Origin of the sequence: Roseixanthobacter psychrophilus (assembly GCF_043195195.1) — a bacterium.
Classification (GTDB): domain Bacteria; phylum Pseudomonadota; class Alphaproteobacteria; order Rhizobiales; family Xanthobacteraceae; genus NCEH01.
In genome coordinates this window covers 93,961-116,762 of the sequence record NZ_JBAFWT010000001.1, presented here as the reverse complement: position 1 = coordinate 116,762, position 22,802 = coordinate 93,961, and the positions used below count along the sequence as shown (strand labels likewise).

Sequence of the window (22,802 nt, the reverse complement as noted above, 5' to 3'; positions counted from 1 at the left end):
CGGACCTGCGCGCACTTGAAGCCGGTTCGCCCCGCCACTTTCTGGACCGCGGGTGCCTTCCGGCCTGATTTCATGCTATCGGCAGCCGACCAATCAGAGCCGTTGCGGAGAAGCTCTTCATGTTCCCGACGCCGAAGCCCGCATTGACGCCCAATACCTATGCCTATGAATCCGAACCCATGGTGAAGCCCACCGGGTTCCGGGAATATGATGCCCGCTGGTTGTTCCAGAAGGAAATCAACCTGATGGGCATCCAGGCGCTGGGCATGGGGCTCGGCACCTTGATGCACCAGATGGGCATCAAGCCGGAGATCGTCACCGGCCACGATTTCCGCGGCTATTCCTCGTCCATCAAATACGCGATGGTCTCCGGCCTCATGGCCGCCGGCATCAAGGTGCACGACATCGGCCTTGCCATGTCGCCCATGGCCTATTTCGCCCAGTTCGCGCTCGACGTGCCGGCCGTGGCGATGGTGACCGCCTCGCATAATGACAATGGCTGGACCGGCGTGAAGATGGGCGTCAACCGCCCGCTCACCTTCGGCCCCGACGAGATGACCCGCCTGAAGGAAATCGTCCTTTCCGCCGCCTTTGACCTGCGCGGCGGCGGCGCCTATCACTTCGTGGAAAACTTCCCCGAAATCTATATCAAGGACCTCACCGACCGGCCCAAGCTCAAGCACCCCATCAAGGCGGTGGTGGCGTGCGGCAACGGTACGGCCGGCGCGTTTGCCCCGCGCATCCTGGAAGCGCTCGGCGTCGAGGTGGTGCCGCTCGACACCGAGCTGGACCATTCCTTCCCCAAGTACAATCCGAACCCGGAAGACATGGAAATGCTCCATGCCATGCGCGATGCGGTGCTGGCCTCCGGCGCGGACGTGGCGCTGGGCTTCGACGGCGACGGCGACCGCTGCGGCGTGGTGGACAATGAGGGCGAGGAAATCTTCGCCGACAAGATGGGCGTGATGCTCGCCCGCGACCTCGCCAAGATCTATCCCGGCTCGACCTTCGTGGTGGACGTGAAGTCCACCGGCCTGTTTGCCACCGATCCCGAGCTGATCAAGCTCGGCGTGAAGGCGGATTATTGGAAGACCGGCCATTCCTACATGAAGCGCCGGGTGAACGAGACCGGCGCCCTGGTGGGCTTCGAGAAGTCCGGCCATTATTTCTTCAACAAGCCCATCGGCCGGGGCTATGACGACGGCCTCGTCTCCGCCATCGCGGTTCTGGACATGCTAGACCGCAACCCCGGCAAGAAGCTCTCCGAGCTGCGCCTCGCGCTGCCCAAAACCTGGTCCTCCCCCACCATGTCGCCCCACTGCGCGGACGAAGCCAAGTATGGCATCGTGACGGAGGTGGTGAAGCATTTCGAGGATCTGCAGGCCAAGGGCGGCATGGTGACCGGCCAGCCGATCCGCGATCTCGTGACCGTCAACGGCGTGCGCGTGACGACCCAAGACGGCACCTGGGGCCTGGTGCGGGCCTCCTCCAACAAGCCCGAGCTGGTGGTGGTGGTGGAAAGCCCGGTCTCCGAAGCGCGCATGCGCGAGATGTTCCAGGAGATCGATGGTGTGCTGCGCACCCACCCTGAAGTCGGCGCCTATAATCAGACCATCTGATCTTGGGGAAGGCGCGTGCGTCTTCCGGTTGAGTTTGGCTTCGATAGGTTAACGCCCACGCGCCGCAGGTGCGTGGATGGCATGCGCTGCCGTTCGGCGCGATTCCTGGGGGCAGACATGTTGCGGCTGCTGTCGAGTGTCCTTCTCTCGTCCTTGACGCTGACCTGCGGCGGTGCCGCCGTCGCGCAAGACGCGCTGGCCGCCTCTGCGACGGTGGAGGCCCTCACCCTCGCGCCGCTTCCGCTCGGCCGGGTCGAGATTCCCGACGGCAAGACGCTGAACCTCAATGTGGGCCTCGGCTCCGGCCTGTTCCGCGCGAAAGCCGACCCGGAAGGGGTGATCTTCGCGATCACCGACCGGGGGCCGAACGTGGATTGCAAGAAGCCGAAGGACATCACTGGGCGCGGTACCAACGACATCTGCAAGGGCGACAAAGACGGGAAAATCTTCCCCCTGCCGGCCTTCACGCCCACCATCTACAAGCTGCGGATCGACGCTGGCGGAACGGTGGATGTGCTGGAGAGCCTTCCCCTGAAGGGGCGCTCCGGCAAGGCGATCACCGGCCTGCCCAATGATCTTGCGTCCGCAGAGGCCGCGTTCAGCGTGACCGGCGAACCGATCGCCAAGGACCCGTCCGGCCTCGACACCGAAGCGCTGGTGCGCCTGGACGACGGCAGCTTCGTTGTCAGCGAGGAATATGGCCCCTCGTTGGTGGAGGTGGCGCCGGACGGCACGATCCGCCGCCGGCTGGTGCCCGAGGGGCTCGCCGACCGGCTGAAGGGTGCCGATTATGAGGTCGTCCCGGTTCTTCCCGCCATCCTGGCGCGGCGCGCCCTCAATCATGGCATTGAAAGCCTCGCGGTGTCCCCCGATGGCGCCTTTCTTTACGCCTTGATGCAAGGGGCGCTCGCCAATCCCGATACGGCGGCAGCCGACCGCTCGCCGCTGGCGCGCCTGATCAAGCTCGACCGAAAGACCGGCGCGGTGGTCGGCTCCTATGCCTATCGCGCCAGCGCACCCGCCGATTTCAAGGCGGATGCGAGTGAAAAGAAGCAGGACCAGTCGGACGTGAAGATGAGCGAGATGGTGGCGGTGGGGCCCGACCGCCTGCTGGTGCTGGAGCGCATCGACAAGACCACCAAGCTGTTCCTGGTGGATCTTGCGGGCGCCGCCACTTTGCCCCCCGGCATCGACGCGGCAAGCACTCCGCCGACCCTGGAGCAAATCGCCCCGAGCGATTTCGCGCGCAACGGCATCACGCCGCTCGCCAAGACGCTGATCCTGGACAGCGACCTGCTGAAGGACCTGCCGGCCAAGATCGAGGGGGTCGCGGTGTTGAGCGATCGCGAACTGGTTCTGGTGAACGACAGCGACTTCGGCATCAAGGGAGACACCACCCAGATGCGGCGGGTGCGGTTTGATAAGCCGGTGCTGAAATGAGGCCGGTGGCCTGAGGCGCGACCTCGCGAGAAGGCGCGGCTGCGCGCCCCGCCCGCGCCGATGCGTCTTTCACGCCCCCTGGTCGCTTGCCTGCCCCGCCTTCCGGCTGGAGAAGCCGAGGGCGCAGAGAAAACCGATGCTCATCAGCAGGACGATGGTCGGGGCGGGAGCGCTATCGATGAAGAAGCTGAGATAGACGCCGCCCAGCGATGCCAAAACGGCGATGGCGGTGGCGGTGACCAACATGGAGCCGAACGTGCGGGCCAGCAGAAAGGCGATGGCCCCGGGCGCGATCAGCATGGCGATCACCAAGATGATCCCCACGGCCTTGAGCGCTCCGACGATGGTGAGCGAGAGCAGGCACAGCAGGCCATAATGCAGCACGCGCACGGGCAGGCCGATGGCCTTGGCCTGAGCGGGGTCGAATGCGTGCAGCAGTAGATCGCGCCACTTTAGCACGATGATCCCGCCGGTGATGGCCGCGATGAGCGCAGTCTCGCCGATGTCCTCCCAGCCGACGCCCAGCATGTCGCCGAACAGGATGTGGTCGAGGTGAATATCGGTTTCGATCTTGGTGTAGAGCACGAGGCCGAGCCCGAACATGCCGGAAAACACCACGCCCATCACCGTGTCCTGCTTGATGCGGCTGTTCTCCTTCAGGAAGCCGGTGGCAAGCGCACAGCCCATTCCGGCGGTGAAGGCGCCGAGCGCGAGCGGCAGGCCGGCGATATAGGCGATGACCACGCCCGGCAGCACGGCGTGCGAGATCGCGTCCCCCATCAGCGACCAGCCCTTGAGGACGAGGAAGCAGGACAGCAGCGCCGTCGGCACCGCCACCAGTACGGAGATCGCCAGCGCGTTGCGCATGAACTCGAACTGGAACGGCTGCGCCAGCGTCTCGACGATGCCGGTCATGGCGTTCCCTCCAGCGCTTGCGCCGCGCGCCGCCGGGCCGCGCGCATGCCGTGCTTGGGGGCGAAGAAGAAAGCGGCCAGGAAGATCAGGGTCTGCAGCACGACGATGATGCCGCCGGTGGCGCCATCGACGAAATAGCTGAGATAGGCGCCCGCGAAGCTGGTCAGCGCGCCGATCGCCACGCTGAGGACCAGCAGGCGGGGGAAGCGGTCGGTCAGCAGATAGGCGGTCGCGCCGGGAGTCACCACCATGGCGACCACCAGGAACGCGCCGACCGTCTGCAACGCGGCCACCGTGCAGGCCGACAGCAGCGTGAAGAACACGATCTTCAGCAGCGTCGTGTTGATGCCGATCGAGCGCGCATGCGTCTCGTCGAAGAAGGTCACCATCAGGTCCTTCCATTTGGCCAGGAGCACCACGAGCGAGACGCCGCCGATGATGGCGATCTGCAGCGTGTCTCCGGGGGTTATGGCGAGGACGTTCCCGAGCACGATGGTCTGGATGTTCACCGAGGTCGGCGACAGCGACACCATGAACAGGCCGAGGCCGAAGAACGACGTGAAGATCAGCCCGATGATGGCATCCTCCTTCAGCCGGGTGCGCTGGTTGAGCAGCAGCATCGCGCCGGCGGCGAGGCCGCCCGAGAAGAAGGCGCCCAGGGAGAAGGGCAGGCCGAGCATATAGGCGCCGGCAACGCCGGGCACGATGGCATGGGACAGGGCATCACCGATCAGCGACCAGCCCTTCAGCATGAGATAGGCGGAGAGGAAGGCGCACACCGCGCCCACCAGGGCGCTGACCCACATGGCATTGACCATGTAGCCGTATCCGAACGGCTCCAGCAGAAGCATCATTGCTCTGGCTCCGCCGCTTGCGTGCCGCCGGAATCGTAGACCACGAAGGGCCGCTCGTCGTCGGAGATCAAATGCACCGCCTGCGGCTGACCGGCGGGCGCGCCGTCGAGCACGAAATGGCGCAGCACGCCGCCGAAGGTCTTTTCCAGATTGGCCTGGGTGAAGGTTTCCCGCGTCGGGCCATAGGCCAGCACGGTGCCCTTGATCAGGACGGTCCGGTCGCAGAATTCCGGCACGCTGCCGAGATTGTGCGTCGAGACCAGCATGACGCGTCCCTCGTCGCGCAGCGACCGCAGAAGCTCGATGATGGCGTCTTCGGTCTTCACGTCGACCCCCGTGAAGGGCTCGTCGAGCAGGATGACGCGGGCATCCTGCGCCAATGCGCGGGCGAGGAAGACCCGCTTCCTCTGGCCGCCCGAGAGTTCGCCGATCTGGCGCTTGCGATACTCGGACATGCCGACCCGGCCGAGCGCCGCCGCGACCGCCGCATGATCCTGCGCCTTGGCGAGGCGCAACATGTTCATGTGGCCGTAGCGCCCCATCATCACGACGTCTTCCACGAGCACCGGGAAGTTCCAGTCCACATCCTCGCTCTGCGGCACATAGGCGACGATGTTGCGCTTGAGCGCCTCGCGAACCGGCAGGCCGAGGATCGAGATCGACCCCTTCGAGGCCCGCTCGAAGCCCATGATCGCCTTGAACAGGGTTGACTTGCCGCTGCCATTGACGCCGACCAGCGCCGTGATGGTGCCGGATGGAATGGCAAAGGAGGCATCGCGCAGCGCCGTGTGCCCATTACGATAGGTGACGGTGAGATCCTGGACGCTGATCCCGGGTTCCGGGAGAGCGGGAACGAAGGTGGCGGAACGGGGAGGCGCGCTCATTGCGCCGGATCCTGCGCAGCCAGGCCCTTGGCGATGGTCTCGGACGTCACGCGCAGCAGGTCGATATAGGTTGGCACGGGGCCGTCCGCCTCGCTGAGAGAATCGACATAGAGCACGCCGCCATAGCGGGCACCGGTCTCGCGGGCCACCTGCTTTGCGGGATTGGCCGAGATGGTGCTTTCGCTGAACACGACCGGGATTTTCTCGGCCCGCACCTTGTCGATGACCTTGCGCACCTGTTGCGGCGTGCCCTGCTGGTCGGCATTGATCGGCCAGAGATAAAGCTCCGTCAGGCCGAAATCCCGCGCCAAATAGCTAAACGCGCCCTCGCTAGACACCAGCCAGCGCTTCTGCTCGGGGATCGCGGCGAGTTCGGCGCGGATCGGCGCGACGGCATCGATAATCTTCTGCTTATAAGCGGCCGCGTTGGCCGTATAGGTCGCGGCGTTCTTTGGATCGTACTTTACGAAGGCGTCGCGGATATTGTCGACATAGATCAGCGCCGCAGTCGGCGACATCCAGGCGTGCGGGTTGGGCTTGCCGGTATAGGGGCCCTCGGCGATGCCCATCGGCTCGACGCCGTTGGAGACCACCACGCTCGGCACGTTCTTGAGGTTGCGGAAAAACTTCTCGAACCACAATTCGAGATTGAGCCCGTTCCACAGCACCAGCCCCGCGCCCTGCGCCTTGATGATATCGCCCGGTGTCGGCGCGTAATTGTGAATCTCCGCGCCCGGCTTGGTGATGGATTCCACGATGGCGGCATCGCCGGCCACGTTTCGCGCCATGTCGGCGATCACCGTGAAGGTCGTGACGGCTTTGAACTTGTCCTGCGCAAACGAGGGATCCGCGAGCACGCCGAAGGCCATGGCGCCGGCTATGCCGGCAAGGATGATGCGGCGGGTAGGAGTGGCCATGGCCTGCCTTCTTGCAATTGCGAACTGTTCGCAAGATTGCATGACAGACTCGCAATTGCAACTCATTAGCAATATCGCCAACACGGACTGCCCCCGGAGAAGCGGCAGCCGCGCGGCAATCTCGGCGGCGCTCTCCTTTCAGCGGGCATAGCAGAGCGGCAGGCCCGTTTCTGGTGACGCGATCACGCCCATGGGGATGCCGTAGATCGCCTCCAGCGGTGCCGGCTGCAGGATTTCGAGGGGCGGGCCCTGTGCGATCACGCCGCCGCCATGGAGCGCGACGATGTGGTCGCAGAACCGCGCGGCCATGTTGACGTCGTGCAGCACCGCCACGACGCCGATCTTCCGGGTCTGCGCCAAGCTCCGGATCATGGTGAGGATTTCGATCTGATGGGCGATGTCGAGGGCCGAGATCGGCTCGTCGAGCAGCAGGCATTTGGTATCCTGCGCCACCAGCATCGCGATCCAGGCGCGCTGCCGCTCCCCACCGGAAAGCGTGTCGACGAGACGGTCCCCGAGCGAGGTGAGATCGGTCATCTCAAGCGCTTGCGCCACCTTGGCGCGGTCCCTCATGCCGAAGCGGCCGAGCGCGCCGTGCCAGGGATAGCGGCCGAGCGCCACCAGCTCCTTCACCAGCAGGCCGGAACTGCCCGGCGTGGTCTGCGGCAAGTATGCCACCTCGCGGGCGAAGGCGCGGGCGCCCCAGTGCGCCAGCGGGCGACCATTGAGGTGGATGGTGCCCTGCGCGGGATGCTGGCGTGCCAGCATCTTCAGCAGCGTGGATTTGCCCGATCCATTGTGCCCGATCAGGCCGATCAGCGCCCCGGCGGGAAGTGTGAGGGTGATGGGACCGACAAGCGCGCGCCCGTTCGCGGCGAAGCTCGCGTGCTCGATCCGGAACAGCGGAGCGTCGGCTTCAGGCGTCATGGATCGCTCCGAAAGCAAAGCGAACGGCGTGGTTGATGCACGCGGGCAGCACCGACATGTGGGTCTCGCCGGGCAGGAACACATAGTCTGTGGAGAGCCCGGAAACCGGCGTCAGGCGCTCGGCCATCATCCGCGTGTTGTCGACGATGCGGCTTTCCTCAAAGCTGGCGAGACGTTTCTGCGCATCCGCCGCGCCGATCTGGAACGGGGCAAGCGCCTGCTCATATTCGCCGGCCAGCAGCAGGAGGCGGCCGCCTCTACCTGTCCCGCCCCCGGCTTGCTCCGCCGCGACGAAGCTTGCCGCGGCGGTGACGATGCCCGCGCCTTCCCACCAGATGGCGGGGCTGGCGGCGATCCAGGCGGCAAAGGCATCGGGCCGCTGAAACAGCGCATGCAACACGAACAGCCCGCCGAAGGAGTGGCCGAAGATCGCCTGCCGCCGGTGGCTTACCGGCGCGCGGCGGGCGATTTCGGGCTTCAGCTCGTCCGCGATGAAGGTGAGGAAATGATCGGCGCCGCCGGTGCGCACATCCGGCCCATTCTCGGTGTGCGGCGGGTAGCTCTGGCCCGGGGGCGGGCCCATGTCCCAGGAGCGGCGCACGCTGTCATAGGGGCCGTCGGTGGGATAGCCGATGGCGACGATGACGCCGAATTGTACGCCGGTGCCGAGCGTGTAGGGCGCCTGCACCCGCACCGCGTCCACCGCCGTGCCGATGACGGCATTGCCATCGAGCAGGTACAGAACCGGCCAGCCATCGGCCGGAGCTTCGCCCGGAGGGGTGTAGAGATAGATGCGGTAGGGCTCGCCGCCCGCAGCCGGGGCGAGGTCGAACTGAACGGTGTCGGGTATGAGCGCCGGTTGGGTCATGTGCTTTGTCTCCGGGCCAGAAGGTACATAAGGGCGGGGCAGCCGATGAAGGTGGCGGCCAGGCCCGCCGGTATTTGCCAGGGGAAGGCGATCGTGCGCCCGAGCCAGTCCGCCGCGACCATGATGATGCCGCCGATGAGCGCGGCTCCGACCAATTGGGGCAACGCGCGCTGAAGCCCGAGGAACCGCGCCAGATGCGGCGCCATCAGGCCGACGAAGGTCAGTGGCCCGATCACCAGCGTCGAGACCGCCGTCATCGCGGCGGTGGCGATCAGCAGCAGCCCATGGCTGCGACGCGGGTGCAGGCCGAGCGCGGTCGCGGTTGCCCCGCCCAGCGGCACGATATCGAGCCAGCGGGCCAGCAGCGGCAACGCGCACAGCGTCGCGAGCGCGGCGACCAGGGCGGCGGTTGCATCAGTGGCATCCACCCCATAGGTCGAGCCGGTCATCCAATTGAGCAATTGCGCGGCGCGCGGGTCGCCGCTCGCCATCAGCGCCGTCACCAGCGCGTCGAACATCGCGCCGAGCGCGATGCCGGCCAACAGCACGCGCTCCGGTACCGCCGCGCTGGCGCGTCCGAACGCGAGCATCGCCAGCAATGCGAGCAGGGCGCCAAGTGTTGCCGCGCCAATCTGCTCGCTCCGCCCCACCTCGGACAGAGTGAACATCGCGGCGATCAGCCCGAAGGCGGCGCCGGCGCTGACGCCGAGCACTTCCGGGCTCGCCATCGGGTTGCCGGTCATGCGCTGGAGGATGCCGCCGGCGCAGGCAAGCATGATGCCCGCCGAGAGCGCGGCGAGCGCGCGCGGCCAACGCCAGTCCAGCAGGTCGGCCGAGAGGTCCCACCCCTCCAGCCCCTGCCCGATGGTAAGCGACAGCGCGACCATGCCCGCCAGCACGATGCCGAGGGCGCAGATCAGCAGCAGCGGATGCCGGGCCCGGCTGACGACCTCCCCCAGCCCGGAGGGGAGATGCAGCGACAGGCGCAGGCGCGGCAGCAGCCACAGCAGCAAGGGCGAGCCGAACAGCGCGGTGATCGCCCCGGTTGGCAGCATCTCGCCATAGGCGCCGGCAAGCCGCTGCACGCCTTGGTCGGTCACCCACAGCAGTGCGGCGCCAAGCAAGGTGGACCAGATGAGGCGCGCGGCCACCCGCCGGGCACCGGCGACATTCACCAGTGCAGGCGCCGCCAATCCGACAAAGCCGATGATGCCCACGGTGCTGACCACAAACCCGGTCAGCGCCACGGCGAGCGCGAGCGCCGCGAGCCGGGTTAGTGGCACCGACAGGCCGAGGCTGCGGGCGTGGTCGTCGTCCAGCGTCAGCAAGGTCAGGGGCCGCACCAGCAGCGCGGCGGCGAGCATGGCAAGCGCCAGCCGGGGGGCGAGGAACCCGGCGATCCCCCAATCCTGCTGGCTCAGCGAGCCGCCACCCCAGATGAACAGGCCGGCGAGATAATGGGTATTGAACAACACCAGCATTGCGGCCAGCGCGCCGCAATACAGGCTCACCACCATGCCCGCCAGCACCACGGTGAGGGGCGAGAGCCGCTTCTGCCAGGACAGGGCGAGCACGATGAGCGCGGCGGCCATTCCGCCCACCATGGCGGTCCACTCGCGCCCGAAGGCGAGCAGTGCCGGCGCCCGCAGCATGGCCATGGCGAGGGCGAGATTGGCGCCGGCGGAAATACCGAGCGTTGTGGGGGAGGCAAGCGGATTGCGCAGCGCCAATTGCAGCAACGCGCCGGCCAGGCCCAAAGCGGCGCCGCACAACACGCTGGTGGCAAGGCGTGGCGCGAAGCTGTAGCGCACCAGCATCTGGCGCACGTCGAGCATATCCGGCGCGGTGAGCGCTTGCAGCCATAGCCCCAGGGGCAGCCGCAGTGCCAGGGTGGACAGGCTCAGCGCGGCGGCGGCGAGCGCCAGCACCGCGACGATGGACGCCGGACCAAACCGCATCCGCTCACCCATTGGCGGCTGCCTTGGGCAGCGTCCGGCCCAGCAGCCGGGCGAACCGCATGGCGGAGGGCAGCATGCCGAACATCAAGGCGGCGGGCATGGACTGCACCCGGTGCTCGCGCACGAAGCCGAGGCTGTTCCACAAGGGCGAGCCGTTCAGCCGCGTCAGCACGTCGGCGGCGATCGGCTCCAGATAGATCAGCCGCGCCTGCGGCGCGCGCGCCAATTGCTCGATGCCGACGGTGGCAAAACCCCAATAATTGGTGGTGCCCTGCCAGGCATTGGTAAGGCCGCACAAGGTCATCACATCGTCGAACAGGCTTTTGGCGCCATAGACCCGGACATGGCGCGTATCCATGAAATTGACCACGAAAAGCGGCGTGCCGGCATGGGGCGCGAGGGTGGCGCGGGTCGCCTCCATCACCGCGTTGGCCTCGACGATCAGCCGCTCGGCCTGCGTGTCGCGCGCGAGCATGCCCCCGAGCCGGCGGGTGGCGGCGACGCTGAGGCGGTAGGGATCCCCCCCCTCGGGCGTGTAGATGCCGAAGGTTTCGGTGCGGGCGATGCGCGCCAGCATCGTTTCCACTCGCGCCAGATAGGGGGTCGAGAGGATCAGGTCCGGACGCAGCGCGTGCAGCAGCTCGATATTGGCTTCCAGCGCGGTGCCGAGATTGACTACGCCCGCCGGCAACGCGGGTTCGATCACCCAGCGGGACCATTCGTCGGCCTCGGCAATGGCCACCGGCGTCACGCCCATTGCCAGCAGGGTTTCGGCAAGGCCGTAATCCAGCGAGACGATACGGCTCGGCACGCCGGCCGCGCGCACGGGGCGCGACGCGAGCATGGCGCACGCGGCCGCCCCCTTGAGCAAGCCGCGTCGCGTCGTGCCAGAGCTGGCAATGGGCACGGCGGGCCCTACCAGCGGTACTTCAACCCGGCGATAACGGTTCGCGGCGCGCCCAGATAGCAATAGCCGACATCGCAGGTGGTATATTCCTCATCCAGCAGGTTCTGGGCGTTGACCTGCGCGCTCCAGCCCTTCAGGCGGTTATTGAGATAGCCGAAATCATAGCTGAGCTTGGCATCGACCAGGGTAGCGGCCGAGTTCTGGAACGTATTGAGCGAATTGCCCCAGGACGCGCCGATGTAGCGCACGCCCGCCCCGACGCCGAGCCCGGCGAGCGGGGTACCCGGCTGGAACTGGTAGTCGCCCCAGACCGAGAAGCTGTGCTCCGGCGTGCCGGACGGCGTGAGCCCGATGGTCTCGGCGGTGCCTGCAACATTCTTGAGGTCGAGATAGGTATAGGCGCCGCGCACCTTCCATCCCGCCCCGACATTGGCGACCGCCTCGAATTCGAAGCCGCGCCCGCGCACCTCGCCGGTCTGGACCTGGTAGAGCGGGTTCTCGTCGTCGGTGACGAGGCCGTTGTCCTGGTTGATCTGGAAGATCGAGGCGGCGAAATAGCCGTCGAAGCCGGCCGGCTGATACTTCACCCCGCCTTCGATCTGCTTGGCGGTGGTGGGGGAGAAGGCGGTGCCGTTGATGTCCACGCCGAGATTGGGCGCGAAAGACGTCGCATAGCTGACGTAGGGCGCGATGCCGTTGCTGAAGAGATAGGTGAGGCCGACGCGCCCGGTAAACGCGCTGTCGGTGATCGACTCGGAACTGCCATCGAGTAGATCGTCGCTCTCGGTATTTACCCAGTCCTTGCGGCCGGTCAGGGTCAGGATCCAACCGGCGAGCTTGGCCTGCTCCTGGACATAAAGGCCGAGCTGGTTCTGCTTCTGCCGGTAGCGTGACGCATTCAGCTCGGGATCATAGGTCGGTCCGAGCGCCTGGCCGGTCGGCAGATAGACATCCGAGGCCGAGCCGTAACCGATGCCCCCGTCGAGCGAGAGATAGGAATAGTCGAGCCCGACCAGAAGCTTGTGCTCGACGCCGCCGGCGGTGAAATCCGCCTGCACCTGATTGTCGACGACGAAGGAGTCCATGATGTCGTGGACATAGCCGGTGTAGCGGCTGGCGGTGCTGGTGGCGGTGTCGACGACCGAGACGCCATTATAGCGTACCGAGGTATCGGCGCTGCCATAGCGCAGGTTCTGGCGGATCGTGAAGATGCTGTCGAACTCGTGCTCGGCGAGGTAGCCCAGCCGGTATTGCGTCTGCTGCTGGCTATTGTAGTCGCCATAGCTGCGCCGGAAGCTTTGATTGCCGGTGCCGGTCCAGCCGTAATAGGGCAGGGAGGCCGGCGTCTCGGAGTCCTGATACTCGCCGAGGAAAGTGATCTTGGTCTGGTCGTTCGGCTTCCAGGTCAGCGCCGGGGCGATGAAGGTCATATCGTTGACCCCGCCGCCCAGCGTGTTGGGCGCGCCCGCATCGCGCAGCACGCCGGTGAGCCGGTAGAGGAACTCGCCATCCTTATCGAGCCGCCCGCCGACATCGAACTGGCCCTGCCAGAGATCATAATTGCCGGCCTGGACTTCGACTTCGCCGAAATTCTTGTCCACCGGGCGCTTCGAGGTGATGTCGACGAGGCCGCCAGGCGAACCGAGGCCATAGAGCGCCGAGCTTGGGCCGCGCAGCACCGTCACGCTCTCCACGCCATAGGGCTCGACCTTGAAGATCGACATATTGGCGCCGGGCAGGCGCAGCCCGTCGCGATAGATGCCGTTATAGGTGACGTCGAAGCCACGGATCGAGAAGGCGTCGAAGCGCGGGTCGAAGCCGCTCTGCCCGGTCCGCACGCCGGGCGTATAGGCGACCGCCTCGGTGAGGGTCTGCACGTTGCGGTCGTTGAGTTCCTGGCGGGTGACGACGGTGATCGACTGTGGCGTCTCGATCAGCGGGGTATCGGTCTTGGTGCCGACAGTGCTGTTGGCGGCGACATAGCCGACCGTCCCGCTGCCCTGCACATCGATGGTGCCAAGCTCGATCGCGCCGGCCGCTGCACCACCGTTGGTGCCCGCGCCGGCGGCGTTGGGATCGAGGATGGTCACCTGGTTCGGGGCCGTGAAGCGATAGACGAGGCCGGTGCCGGCCAACATGCGATCCAGCGCTTCCTGCGGGGTGAAGGTGCCGGCGACCGCCGAGGACCGGCGCCCGCCGAGCTTGGCGGTGTCGTAGAACACCTGCACGCCGGCGCGCTGGGCGAATTTCAGCACGCCGCGATTGAGATCCTGCGCGGGGATGTCGAAGGCGATGCGGGCGGGGGCCGCGGCGCGGGCGCTCGGCTGCTGGGCCAGCGCGAAACCAGGGAGCGCCACCGAGGCGAGAAGCCCGGACACCAGACCGACCGCCAGCCCGCGACGTCGCGCGGGAGCACCCGCGCCATGCTTCTTCTCAGCCATATCCCGCTTACCCCTGTCGTGTCGGCGCGCCCTGCGCGACGCAGCTCTTGGGGGGAAGACAACCGGGAGGGCGAAACACCGTAAAAAAAGTTCGCGCTCAATAGAGCAGGGTCACCAGCGGCGGCAGCGAAGAGGCATTGGCGCCGAGTTCTGCGGTGATGGTGCGGATGACGTCGTTGAGATCGCGGGTCGCGAACACGCCGCTGACGCGGCGCTGGGCGAGCTGCGGATTGGCGACGATGATGCGGCCGCGCCGGTAGCGGTTGAGCTGGCGCACCACCTCTTCCAGCGGCACGGAATCGAACACCAGGAATCCCTTTCGCCAAGCGGTGACCTGCTCGACATCGACCGTGTCGACCCGGCCGAGGCCGCCGCGAAGGTGGTATTGAACGGTATCGCCGGGGGAGAGCACGGCGCTTTGCGTGGCTTGCTCCGGCGTGTGCAGCGCGACCTCGATGCGATGTTCGACGGCGGTGATCCGGGCGCCGCCGTCGCGCTCCTCGACGAGGAATTGCGTGCCGAGCGCGGTTGTCGTGCCATTGGCGGCGTCGACGACGAAGGGGCGGCGCTCGGCCCCCGCGCGTGGCGCGGCCTGAAAGAAGGCCTCGCCCGCGAGCAACGTCACCCGCCGCTCGCTCGCGCTGAAATGCAAGGCGAGGGCGCTGTCGGGTCCAAGATCGACCATACTGCCGTCGTCCAGCTCGACCTGCCGCACCTGTCCCGGCTCAGTGCGCCAGTCGGCGGCAAAGGCGATCCAGGGATCGCCGATCTGATAGCGCAGGCCCAGCAGGCCGAGCACCAGCACGGAGACGATGCCGGCCATCCCCGCGCGGCTGACGCGCGTCTTGGCGGAGGGGCGCGGAACGCTGCGCAGCGGGCCAGGATCCGCCCGCAGCAGATCCAGGCTGCGCCAGGCCCGGTGTGCCTCGTCGAATGCCGGGCGATGGTCGGGATGGGCCTCCAGCCAGCGCCGAAACGCCTCGCGCTCGGCATCATCGAGCGGTCGTCCGTCGAGGCGGGCCACCCATTCGGCGGCGCGCCGGTCCGCGTCCGACGATCGATCCTCGTTCACGTCGTCATCCATGAAACAGCGCCATCGGTTGCGGTCCTCGCGAGTGAAGACAACCGACGGGGCGAAACACCGTAAAGTTTGGATGATCTAGCGCGATCTGAGCCGTTGCGTCATGTGCTGGATTGCCATCGCGAGATGTTTCTGCACCGCGCTTTCCGAAATCTTCAGCGCGCGCGCCACCTCGACATGGGTCAGCCCGTCGATGCGATTGAGCACGAAAATCTGCTGGGTACGGACCGGCAGCTCCCCGACGAAGCGCTGGAGCCGCTCAAGCTGAAGCCTGGCATCGGCGGCATCCTCGGGCGTCGGCGCGTCGGCGGCGATGTCGCCGAACCATTCGTGCGGCACGCTCTCGGTGCGGCGCCGCGCCTCCTGCTTTTGGTGGTTGAGCAGGAGATGGCGGGCGATGGTGTAGAGATAGGCGCGGAAATCCTGCACCCGGGTTTCGGGTCGCTCGATCACGCGCAAGAACGTGTCCTGCACCAGATCGGACGCCAGATGCGGGTCGCCGAGCCGGCGCCTGAGATAGCCCCTCAGTTCAGGCCCAAGGGCCTGGAACGCCATTTTCAGCTCGGAAGTCACGGTGTGGGAACCTCATCCGCCGCATTGGGGGACGCTCAATCTCGGTCTCACACTTACGTGACTAAAAATAGCGCTGCAATATCAATAATTTAGAGTGAATCTAAGGTGGGCGGAGGTCGGCTGCGCGGCGCGCGTGGCCGAGTCCGAAAATCGGTTTTCCTGCTTGCGGTTAGTGGTGAAGCGGGCAGCAGTGGAGCCTAACAGTCCTGCCCGGACAGAAACATATCCGACGTGTCCGCGGTTCGGCGAGGCGGCACTGCGGCCGGGTTCGGTCAGGTGTTACGGTTTCCAAATACCTCCGAAATCTTAGGCCGTCGTGTGCGGGGGCAAGGCGATGCGGCCTTCGTGGGTCTCCGGGGTGGACCCGGAGACCGCTATTCTGAAAAAACAGGCGCCCCGCAGGTGGGAAGAGCGCGTCAGGCGGAGCGCTTCATCCCCTCGGCGCGGGCGATGAGGTCGGCCAGCGAGGGCTTGGCCTCGATCGCGCCGGTGGGGCTGATGAGACCGCGCGCGCCGTTGAGCGCGCCGGGCTTCAGCTCCAGAGCCAGCAGGCGCTTGGGATCGTAGCGGCCGGGCATCCAGAGATCGCCGGTCAGGCGGGCGGAAAAGCCGAAGCGCTGGTAATAAGGCGCATCGCCCACCAGCAGCACGGCGCCGTGGCCCTGCGCCTCGGCCGTGGCCAGCGCGGCGCGCATCATGTCGCCCCCGAGGCCGCGCGCGCGGAACCAGGGATGCACCGCCAGCGGGCCGAGCAGCAGGGCCGGCTTGCCGGGGCCCGCCGTCACATGCCACAGCCGCACGGTCGCCGCGAGGCGCCCGTCCGGCCCGTGGGTGGCCAGCGACAATCCGTCCGCCGGCAGACGGTCTTCCCGCAGCCGCTCCGAGGATTTCTCGAACCGGGCCGGCCCCAGGCACAGGTCTAAGAGCGCCTCGCGTGCGGCGATCTCTTCCCATTTTTCAGCAACGATCTCAGTCATCAGCACCTCCTGTGCCACAACCGGAAAGCCGAAAGACGCCGACCCGCGCGCAATCGCGTCCCCCTCGGCGGGGTGCGGCGCGGCACTGGCCGCCCTCTCAAGCGAGGGCAGCGGGTCGGTACGGAAGCGTGAGGTTCAGATCACGTAGGACTTCAGCGGGGGAAAGCCGTTGAAGGACACCGCCGAATAGGTGGTGGTATAGGCGCCGCAAGCCTCGATGAGGATCTTGTCGCCGATGGCGAGGGACACCGGCAGGTGAACCGGGGTCTTCTCATACATCACGTCGGCCGAATCGCAGGTCGGGCCGGCAAGCACGCAGGCGGTGGTGTCGTCGCCGTCGCGCGGGGTGCGCAGGGGATAGCGGATCGCCTCGTCCATGGTCTCGGCGAGGCCGCCGAACTTGCCGATGTCGAGATAGACCCAGCGCAGCGTATCGCTTTCGGCCTTCTTGGAGATCAGCACCACCTCGGTCTCGATCAGGCCGGCATTGCCGACCATGCCGCGACCCGGCTCCATGATGGTCTGCGGAATTTCATTGCCGAAATGCTTGCGCAGCGAATCGAAGATCGCTTCGCCATAGGCGGCAGCGGCCGGCACGTCCTGGAGATATTTGGTGGGGAAGCCGCCACCGAGATTGACCATGGAGAGCGAGATGCCGCGCAGGGCGCATTCGCGGAAGATGCCGGCGGCGGAGGCGAGCGCCTGGTCCCAGGCGTTCACATTCTTCTGCTGCGAGCCCACGTGGAAGGAGACGCCATGGGCGGTGAGGCCCAGGCGATGGGCGTGCTCCAGCACGTCGGCGGCCATTTCGGGTTCGCAACCGAACTTGCGCGACAGCGGCCATTCAGCGCCGGCGCCGTCGCACAGGATGCGGCAGAACACCTTGGCACCGGGAGCGACGCGGGCGATCTTCTCGACTTCCTCGTAGGAATCGACCGCGAACAGGCGCACGCCCAGCTTATGGGCGCGCTCGACGTCGCGTTCCTTCTTGATGGTGTTGCCGAACGAGATGCGCTCGGCGCCTGCGCCGGCGGCCATCACCATTTCAATCTCGCCCACCGAGGCGCAATCGAAGCAGGAGCCAAGCTCCGCGAGCGCCATGAGAATGGCGGCGTCGGGATTGGCCTTCACCGCATAGAACACGCGGGTATCGGGCAGGGCATGGCTGAACGCCGCGTAATTGGCGCGCACGACATCGAGGTCAACCACGACGCAGGGGCCGTCTTCGCGTCGGGTCTTGAGAAATTCGCGGATGCGATCGGTCATGGTGTCCTCCGTGACCTGAAGCCTCGTGAAGCGCGGTTGCCCGCGCGACGACAGGACGGGAAGGCCTTTGCCGCGGCGCCATCGCCGCGAGTCGGGGCCTGCCCGGGGCACGCACACGCGGGACAAGGGCGGTTTGGACGCGCCATTCTCCCAACGGGCCGTACCCGCTTCGCCGGTCACAAACCGGCCGCATCATCGAACCGAACGGCATTTCCTTCCCGGCCAGGGCGCGAGCCACAGCTAGGGTGTTTTAGAAATGCGCGCGCTTGGAGAGGGAAGTCCCGCTCCGCACGGCCGGCAAGATGTAGTGCCTCTTTAGTAACGCCGACCTTTGGAGGGCCGACCGAGACCAAAAAAGCCCGCTACGTCGTTGCTTCAAGTCACGTCCCCTGCTGAGAGCAGGGTGGGCCGGTTCCCTCCGGCTACCGATCGTCCTGGCGGCTTTCCGGCCTCTTGTCCGGACTTCCGCCGATCGGCACGCAACCACAGGCACGTGCGAAATTGGGCAGAGGTGGATGTATGAGAAAACGTCCGCCTTCGCAAGCGGCAATTTGATGAATTTCCGTTCCATTTTGCGACACAATTATTAGGCGACTGAACGTTTGAGCGCCAAGGGTTTGTCGACGCTTGGGCAGGTGCGTCCCGTGTTCACGGGATCGCGAGCCGAATTGCTAAAACGAATGCATAAAATGCGTTGGATCGCCGCGCGTCAGGCACACCCCTTGATCGAGGTCAAGGGAGAGAGCAATGTGGCCGTCTACGATTAGACGAATTCGCGTTTGCCGATGAACTTCGCCCTGTGTTGCACCCCTTGACTGGGTTTTCCATGGACTACGATCAATTCTTTAGCGTCGCTGTCGACGCCCTGCGTCGCGAGCGTCGCTATCGGACCTTCGCCGAAATCGAGCGCAAGGCCGAGCGCTTCCCCCGTGCCATCTGGCATTCGGGCGGCGGTCCGCGTGAAATCGTCGTCTGGTGCTCCAACGATTATCTCGGCATGGGATGCCACCCCGTCGTCATCGAAGCGATGCGCGACTCGGTGTCGAAGCGCGGCGCCGGGGCCGGCGGCACGCGCAACATTTCGGGCAACAGCCACGAAATCGTCCAGCTTGAGCGCGAACTCGCCGATCTCCACGGCAAAGACGCGGGCCTTGTGTTCACGTCCGGCTATGTCTCGAACGAGACCGGCATCTCCACCATCGTCAAGCTGATCCCCGATTGCGTGGTGATCTCGGACGAGCTGAACCACAATTCCATGATCGAGGGCGTGCGGCGCGGCGGGCGGCAGAAGGCCATCTTCCGCCACAACGACCTCGCCCATCTCGAAGAGCTGCTTCAGGCGGCAGGCGACCGGCCCAAGCTGGTGGTGTTCGAGAGCGTCTATTCCATGGACGGCGACATCGCCCCCATCGCCGCCATCTGCGATCTGGCGGAGCGCTACGGCGCCATGACCTATCTCGACGAAGTGCATGCGGTCGGCATGTACGGCCCGCGCGGCGGCGGCGTTGCCGAGCGCGAGGGCGTCATGCACCGGGTGGACGTGATCGAAGGCACGCTCGGCAAGGCGTTCGGTGTCATCGGCGGCTATCTCACCGGCCGCCGGGTGGTGATGGACGCGGTGCGCTCCTATGCGCCGGGCTTCATCTTCACGACCGCCCTGCCGCCCGCGGTCGCCGCCGCCGCCACGGCCTCCGTGCGGCATCTGAAGAATTCCCAGGCCGAGCGCGACGGTCAGCGCGCCCAGGTGGCCAAGGTCAAGGCGGCGCTCACCGCCGCCGGCCTGCCGCTGATGGAAACCCCGACCCATATCGTCCCGGTCATGGTGGGCGACGCCAAGGCCTGCAAGGCCGCGTGCGACGTGCTGCTGGCCGAGCACGGCATCTATATCCAGCCCATCAATTATCCCACCGTGCCGCGCGGCACGGAGCGTCTGCGCATCACCGCGACCCCCTATCACGACGACAAGCTGATCGCCCAATTGGCGGAAGCCCTCACCGACGTGTGGTCGCGCCTGGATCTGCCGCGCGTGCGCACCGGTGTTGCCGAGCGTCCGATGCGGGCGGTCGCGGGCGCCGCCGCCTCCGCGATCCCGCTGCCGATCGCCGGCGGCTGATCTTCGAGATTTAAGCGCGCATCTCCTCATCGGCCGGGCTTGTCCCGGCCGATTTCGTTTTGAGCGGCAGTGGCGTGCGCGTTGATCCTGAGCGCGCTGCTTCCAGCGCGCCGCAAGCGGCGTTCGCCCTCTTGGGGTATCTTGGCCTCAGGCCGGAATGGCCCGGCGCGGCGGCTCTTCCTCGTCGAACGAGCCCTCGAACACCGTGATCAGCGCACGCCGGATCGCCGATTGGCGTGCGGCCCCGGTGATCTTGGCGCCCATCAGATCGGTGACATAGAACACGTCCACCGCCCGCTCGCCGAACGTCGCCACATGGGCCGAGGCGATGTTCAGATTGAGCCGCGACAGCGTATTGGTGAGTTCGAACAACAGGCCGGGCCGGTCGAGGCCGGACACCTCCACCACCGTGTGGCGGTTCGACCAGGCATTGTTGACCGTCACTTCCGGTTCCACCGAGAAGGTGCGCCGCGCCTTCGGCAGCTTGCGCGCCATGACTTCCGGCAGGCGCACCTCGCCGGTCAGCGCCTTCTCGATCGAGACCTGGATGCGCTGGGCGCGCCGCTCTTCGTCCTCGTTGCGGTCGAAGGCGCGGCGGATGGCGATGGTGTCCAGCGCCAGCCCGTCGGTGGTGGTGGAGATCTGCGCATCGACGATGTTCGCGCCCGCCGCCGCGCAGGCGCCGGCGATCACCGACAGCAGCTTGGGATGATCGGGGGCCAGCACCGTCAGCTCGGTGATGCCGCGCTCCGGCTCGACATCGGCATGGGTGGTGAGGGTCTGCCCGGCGGCTTCCATCTCGGTGATGAAGCGGGCGTGCCGCACCTTGGTGTCGAGGTCCGTGCGCAGCCAATAGGAGGGATAGTGCCGCGCCGAATAGACGTTCACCGCCTCCTCGCTCCAGTCGCTCAGGGCATGGCGAAGCTGGGCCTGCGCCATCTTCACCCGCTTGCCGCGATCCACCTCCGAGAAGCCGCCCGTCAGCATCGGCTCGGTCTCGTAATAGAGCGTGCGCAGGAGCTGGGCCTTCCAGCCGTTCCAGGTGCCCGGCCCCACCGCGCGGATATCCGCCGTGGTGATGATGGTGAGCATCTTCATGCGGTCGAGATTCTGCACCACGGCGGCGAAATTCTCGATCGTGCGGCGGTCCGAGAGGTCGCGCGACTGGGCCACCGTGGACATCACCAGATGCTGCTCCACCAGCCAGGCCACGGTTTCCGTCTCGGCGGCGCTGAGGCCGAGGCGCGGGCACACGCGGCGCGCCACGCGGGCGCCGGCGATGGAATGGTCCTCGGGCCGGCCCTTGGCGATGTCGTGCAGCAGCAGCGCCACATAGAGCAGGTGGCGCTGGGGCTTGAGCGTCGCCATCAATTCGTTGGCGAGCGCATTCTCGGGGTTGGTGTTGCGCTCGATTTCCGAGAGGATGCCGATGCAGCGCAGCAGGTGCTCGTCCACCGTGTAATGGTGGTACATGTTGAACTGCATCATGGCGACCACCTTGCCGAATTCCGGCAGGAAGCGGCCGAGCACGCCCACCTCGTTCATCCGCCGCAGCACGGTTTCCGGCACGTTCTTGGAGCACAGGATCTCCAGGAACAGCCGGTTCGCCTCCGGGTTCTCGCGCAGCTTGTGGTCGATCAGTGTCAGCGAGCTTGCCGCGAGGCGCATGGCGTCCGGGTGAAGCGCGAGGTTGCGCTTGTCGGCGATGTGGAACATGCGCAGGAAATTCACAGGATCGCGGGCGAACACCTGATCGTCGGCCACATTGAGCCGCTCGGTGTCGATGACGAAGTCCGCGCTGTCCTTCAGCTTGGTGCGCCGGCCATTGCTGCGCAGCCGGTCCACCATGCCCTTGAGGCCCGGCACCGGCTTTTCATGGCGCGCTTCCAGCCCGGCGGAGAGGATGGCGGTGAGATCGCCCACATCCTTCGCCACCAGGAAATAATGCTTCATGAAGCGCTCGACGTCGCGCTGGCCGGGATGCTCGGTATAGCCGAGGCGCTGGGCCATCTCGCGCTGCAGATCGAAGGAGAGGCGCTCCTCCGGCCGGCCGGTGAGGAAGTGCAGGTGGCAGCGCACCGACCACAGGAAATCCTCGCAGCGGGTGAACAGGCGGGCCTCCTCGCGGGTGAACACGCCCTTGGAGACCAGTTCGCCGGTGGAGCGCACGCGGTAGACGTATTTGGCGATCCAGAACAGCGTGTGCAGATCACGCAGGCCGCCCTTGCCGTCCTTCACATTAGGCTCGACCAGATAGCGCGATTGGCCCGCCTTGCGCAGGCGCTCCTCGCGCTCGGCCATCTTGGCGGCGACGAATTCCGCCGCCGTGCCTTCCACCACTTCCTTGTCGAAGCGGGTTTCGAGATCGTCGAACAGCGCCTTGTCGCCCACCAGGAAGCGCGCTTCCAGGATCGAGGTGCGGATGGTGATGTCGGCTCGGGCCTGCCGCAGGCACTCGTCCACCGAGCGGGTGGCGTGGCCCACCTTCAGGCCGAGATCCCACAGCATGTAGAGCATGGCCTCGGCGACACTCTCGCCCCAGGCGGTCTGCTTGTACGGCAGCACGAACAGGATGTCGGTGTCCGAGCCCGGCGCCAGCATGCCGCGCCCATAGCCGCCCACCGCGACCACCGCCATGCGCTCGGCGCGCGAGGGGTTGTCGATGGGGTAGAGGACGCTGGTCGCTACTTCGTGAACGGCGGCGATGATCGCATCCTGCAGCGCGGAGAGGCGCACCGCGCAGCAGCGCCCACAGCCGTCCTCCATCAGCAACCGCTCGGCCTCCACATTCCCTTGCTGGAGGGCCTGTTTCAACCGGGCCACCACGGCCCGTCGCAAGTCCACCTCGCGTCCTGCATGGGCCTTGGCGATCTCGAGAACCTCGGACTTCATGAGGCGGCCGAGGAACGGTTCGCCGATGGTGCGGTGACCCTTGGGAATGCGTAGTGTGCTCATGCCAGATACCGGGCGGCCTGAATTCTTGCGGCCCGGAAGCGAGCCGATGATCCGCTTTAGCCCAATCGCGCGGCGCCGTCACGGCGCGCTGCGGCGTGGGAGGGGAC

17 protein-coding genes are annotated in these 22,802 nt (G+C 66.4%); 3 read left to right on the top strand and 14 right to left on the bottom strand.

Going from position 1 to position 22,802, the window contains the following annotated elements:
• Positions 1-119 precede the first annotated feature (119 nt).
• Together V5F77_RS00495 and V5F77_RS00490 are read left to right on the top strand one after the other, a co-directional pair.
• Positions 120-1,619, top strand: a complete 1,500-nt coding sequence (locus V5F77_RS00495) for a phosphomannomutase/phosphoglucomutase (protein ID WP_429003353.1) — start codon at positions 120-122, stop codon at positions 1,617-1,619.
• 117 nt (positions 1,620-1,736) lie between these two features.
• Positions 1,737-3,059 carry an esterase-like activity of phytase family protein gene (locus V5F77_RS00490; RefSeq protein ID WP_429003352.1) on the top strand — a complete coding sequence of 441 codons (1,323 nt, stop codon included), beginning with the start codon at positions 1,737-1,739 and terminating at the stop codon, positions 3,057-3,059.
• Between the two features lie 69 nt (positions 3,060-3,128).
• Here the strand turns inward: V5F77_RS00490 and V5F77_RS00485 are convergent, their stop codons facing one another.
• From V5F77_RS00485 to V5F77_RS00425, 13 genes are all read right to left on the bottom strand, one after another.
• Positions 3,129-3,974, bottom strand: a complete 846-nt coding sequence (locus V5F77_RS00485) for a metal ABC transporter permease (protein WP_429003351.1) — start codon at positions 3,972-3,974, stop codon at positions 3,129-3,131.
• Complete coding sequence (locus tag V5F77_RS00480; RefSeq protein WP_429003350.1) at positions 3,971-4,828, bottom strand: metal ABC transporter permease; 858 nt, start codon at positions 4,826-4,828, stop codon at positions 3,971-3,973. Before V5F77_RS00480 ends, V5F77_RS00485 begins: the two co-directional genes overlap by 4 nt.
• Positions 4,825-5,712, bottom strand: coding sequence for a manganese/iron ABC transporter ATP-binding protein (locus V5F77_RS00475; RefSeq protein WP_429003349.1), 888 nt, complete (start codon positions 5,710-5,712; stop codon positions 4,825-4,827). Before V5F77_RS00475 ends, V5F77_RS00480 begins: the two co-directional genes overlap by 4 nt.
• Complete coding sequence (locus V5F77_RS00470; protein WP_429003348.1) at positions 5,709-6,629, bottom strand: metal ABC transporter substrate-binding protein; 921 nt, start codon at positions 6,627-6,629, stop codon at positions 5,709-5,711. Before V5F77_RS00470 ends, V5F77_RS00475 begins: the two co-directional genes overlap by 4 nt.
• 138 nt (positions 6,630-6,767) lie before the next feature.
• The gene (locus V5F77_RS00465) at positions 6,768-7,556 is read right to left on the bottom strand and encodes an ATP-binding cassette domain-containing protein (RefSeq protein WP_429003347.1); all 789 of its coding nucleotides are present in this window, start codon (positions 7,554-7,556) and stop codon (positions 6,768-6,770) included.
• On the bottom strand, positions 7,546-8,424 hold the full coding sequence (locus V5F77_RS00460) for an alpha/beta hydrolase (RefSeq protein WP_429003346.1): 879 nt from the start codon (positions 8,422-8,424) through the stop codon (positions 7,546-7,548). Before V5F77_RS00460 ends, V5F77_RS00465 begins: the two co-directional genes overlap by 11 nt.
• Positions 8,421-10,394 (bottom strand): Fe(3+)-hydroxamate ABC transporter permease FhuB, encoded by a 1,974-nt coding sequence (gene fhuB, locus V5F77_RS00455; RefSeq protein ID WP_429003345.1) that lies wholly within the window; start codon positions 10,392-10,394, stop codon positions 8,421-8,423. Before fhuB ends, V5F77_RS00460 begins: the two co-directional genes overlap by 4 nt.
• Positions 10,387-11,226 carry an ABC transporter substrate-binding protein gene (locus tag V5F77_RS00450; RefSeq protein WP_429003344.1) on the bottom strand — a complete coding sequence of 280 codons (840 nt, stop codon included), beginning with the start codon at positions 11,224-11,226 and terminating at the stop codon, positions 10,387-10,389. The genes fhuB and V5F77_RS00450 overlap by 8 nt, the downstream gene beginning before the upstream one ends.
• 71 nt (positions 11,227-11,297) lie before the next feature.
• The gene (locus V5F77_RS00445; RefSeq protein WP_429003343.1) at positions 11,298-13,730 is read right to left on the bottom strand and encodes a TonB-dependent siderophore receptor; all 2,433 of its coding nucleotides are present in this window, start codon (positions 13,728-13,730) and stop codon (positions 11,298-11,300) included.
• A 97-nt stretch (positions 13,731-13,827) separates the two neighbouring features.
• Entirely contained in the window at positions 13,828-14,814 is a 987-nt protein-coding gene (locus V5F77_RS00440; protein ID WP_429003342.1) for a FecR family protein, read from the bottom strand.
• Between the two features lie 75 nt (positions 14,815-14,889).
• Complete coding sequence (locus V5F77_RS00435; protein WP_429003341.1) at positions 14,890-15,366, bottom strand: RNA polymerase sigma factor; 477 nt, start codon at positions 15,364-15,366, stop codon at positions 14,890-14,892.
• A gap of 434 nt (positions 15,367-15,800) precedes the next feature.
• Positions 15,801-16,361 (bottom strand): GNAT family N-acetyltransferase, encoded by a 561-nt coding sequence (locus V5F77_RS00430; protein WP_429003340.1) that lies wholly within the window; start codon positions 16,359-16,361, stop codon positions 15,801-15,803.
• A 135-nt stretch (positions 16,362-16,496) separates the two neighbouring features.
• Positions 16,497-17,627 carry a type III PLP-dependent enzyme gene (locus V5F77_RS00425; protein ID WP_429003339.1) on the bottom strand — a complete coding sequence of 377 codons (1,131 nt, stop codon included), beginning with the start codon at positions 17,625-17,627 and terminating at the stop codon, positions 16,497-16,499.
• An 826-nt stretch (positions 17,628-18,453) separates the two neighbouring features.
• On the opposite strand from V5F77_RS00425, the gene hemA reads away from it, so the two are divergent.
• Complete coding sequence (hemA, locus tag V5F77_RS00420) at positions 18,454-19,740, top strand: 5-aminolevulinate synthase (RefSeq protein WP_429003338.1); 1,287 nt, start codon at positions 18,454-18,456, stop codon at positions 19,738-19,740.
• A 147-nt stretch (positions 19,741-19,887) separates the two neighbouring features.
• On the opposite strand, the gene V5F77_RS00415 is transcribed toward hemA, so the two are convergent.
• Positions 19,888-22,695 carry a [protein-PII] uridylyltransferase gene (locus V5F77_RS00415; RefSeq protein WP_429003337.1) on the bottom strand — a complete coding sequence of 936 codons (2,808 nt, stop codon included), beginning with the start codon at positions 22,693-22,695 and terminating at the stop codon, positions 19,888-19,890.
• Between the last annotated feature and the right edge of the window lie 107 nt (positions 22,696-22,802).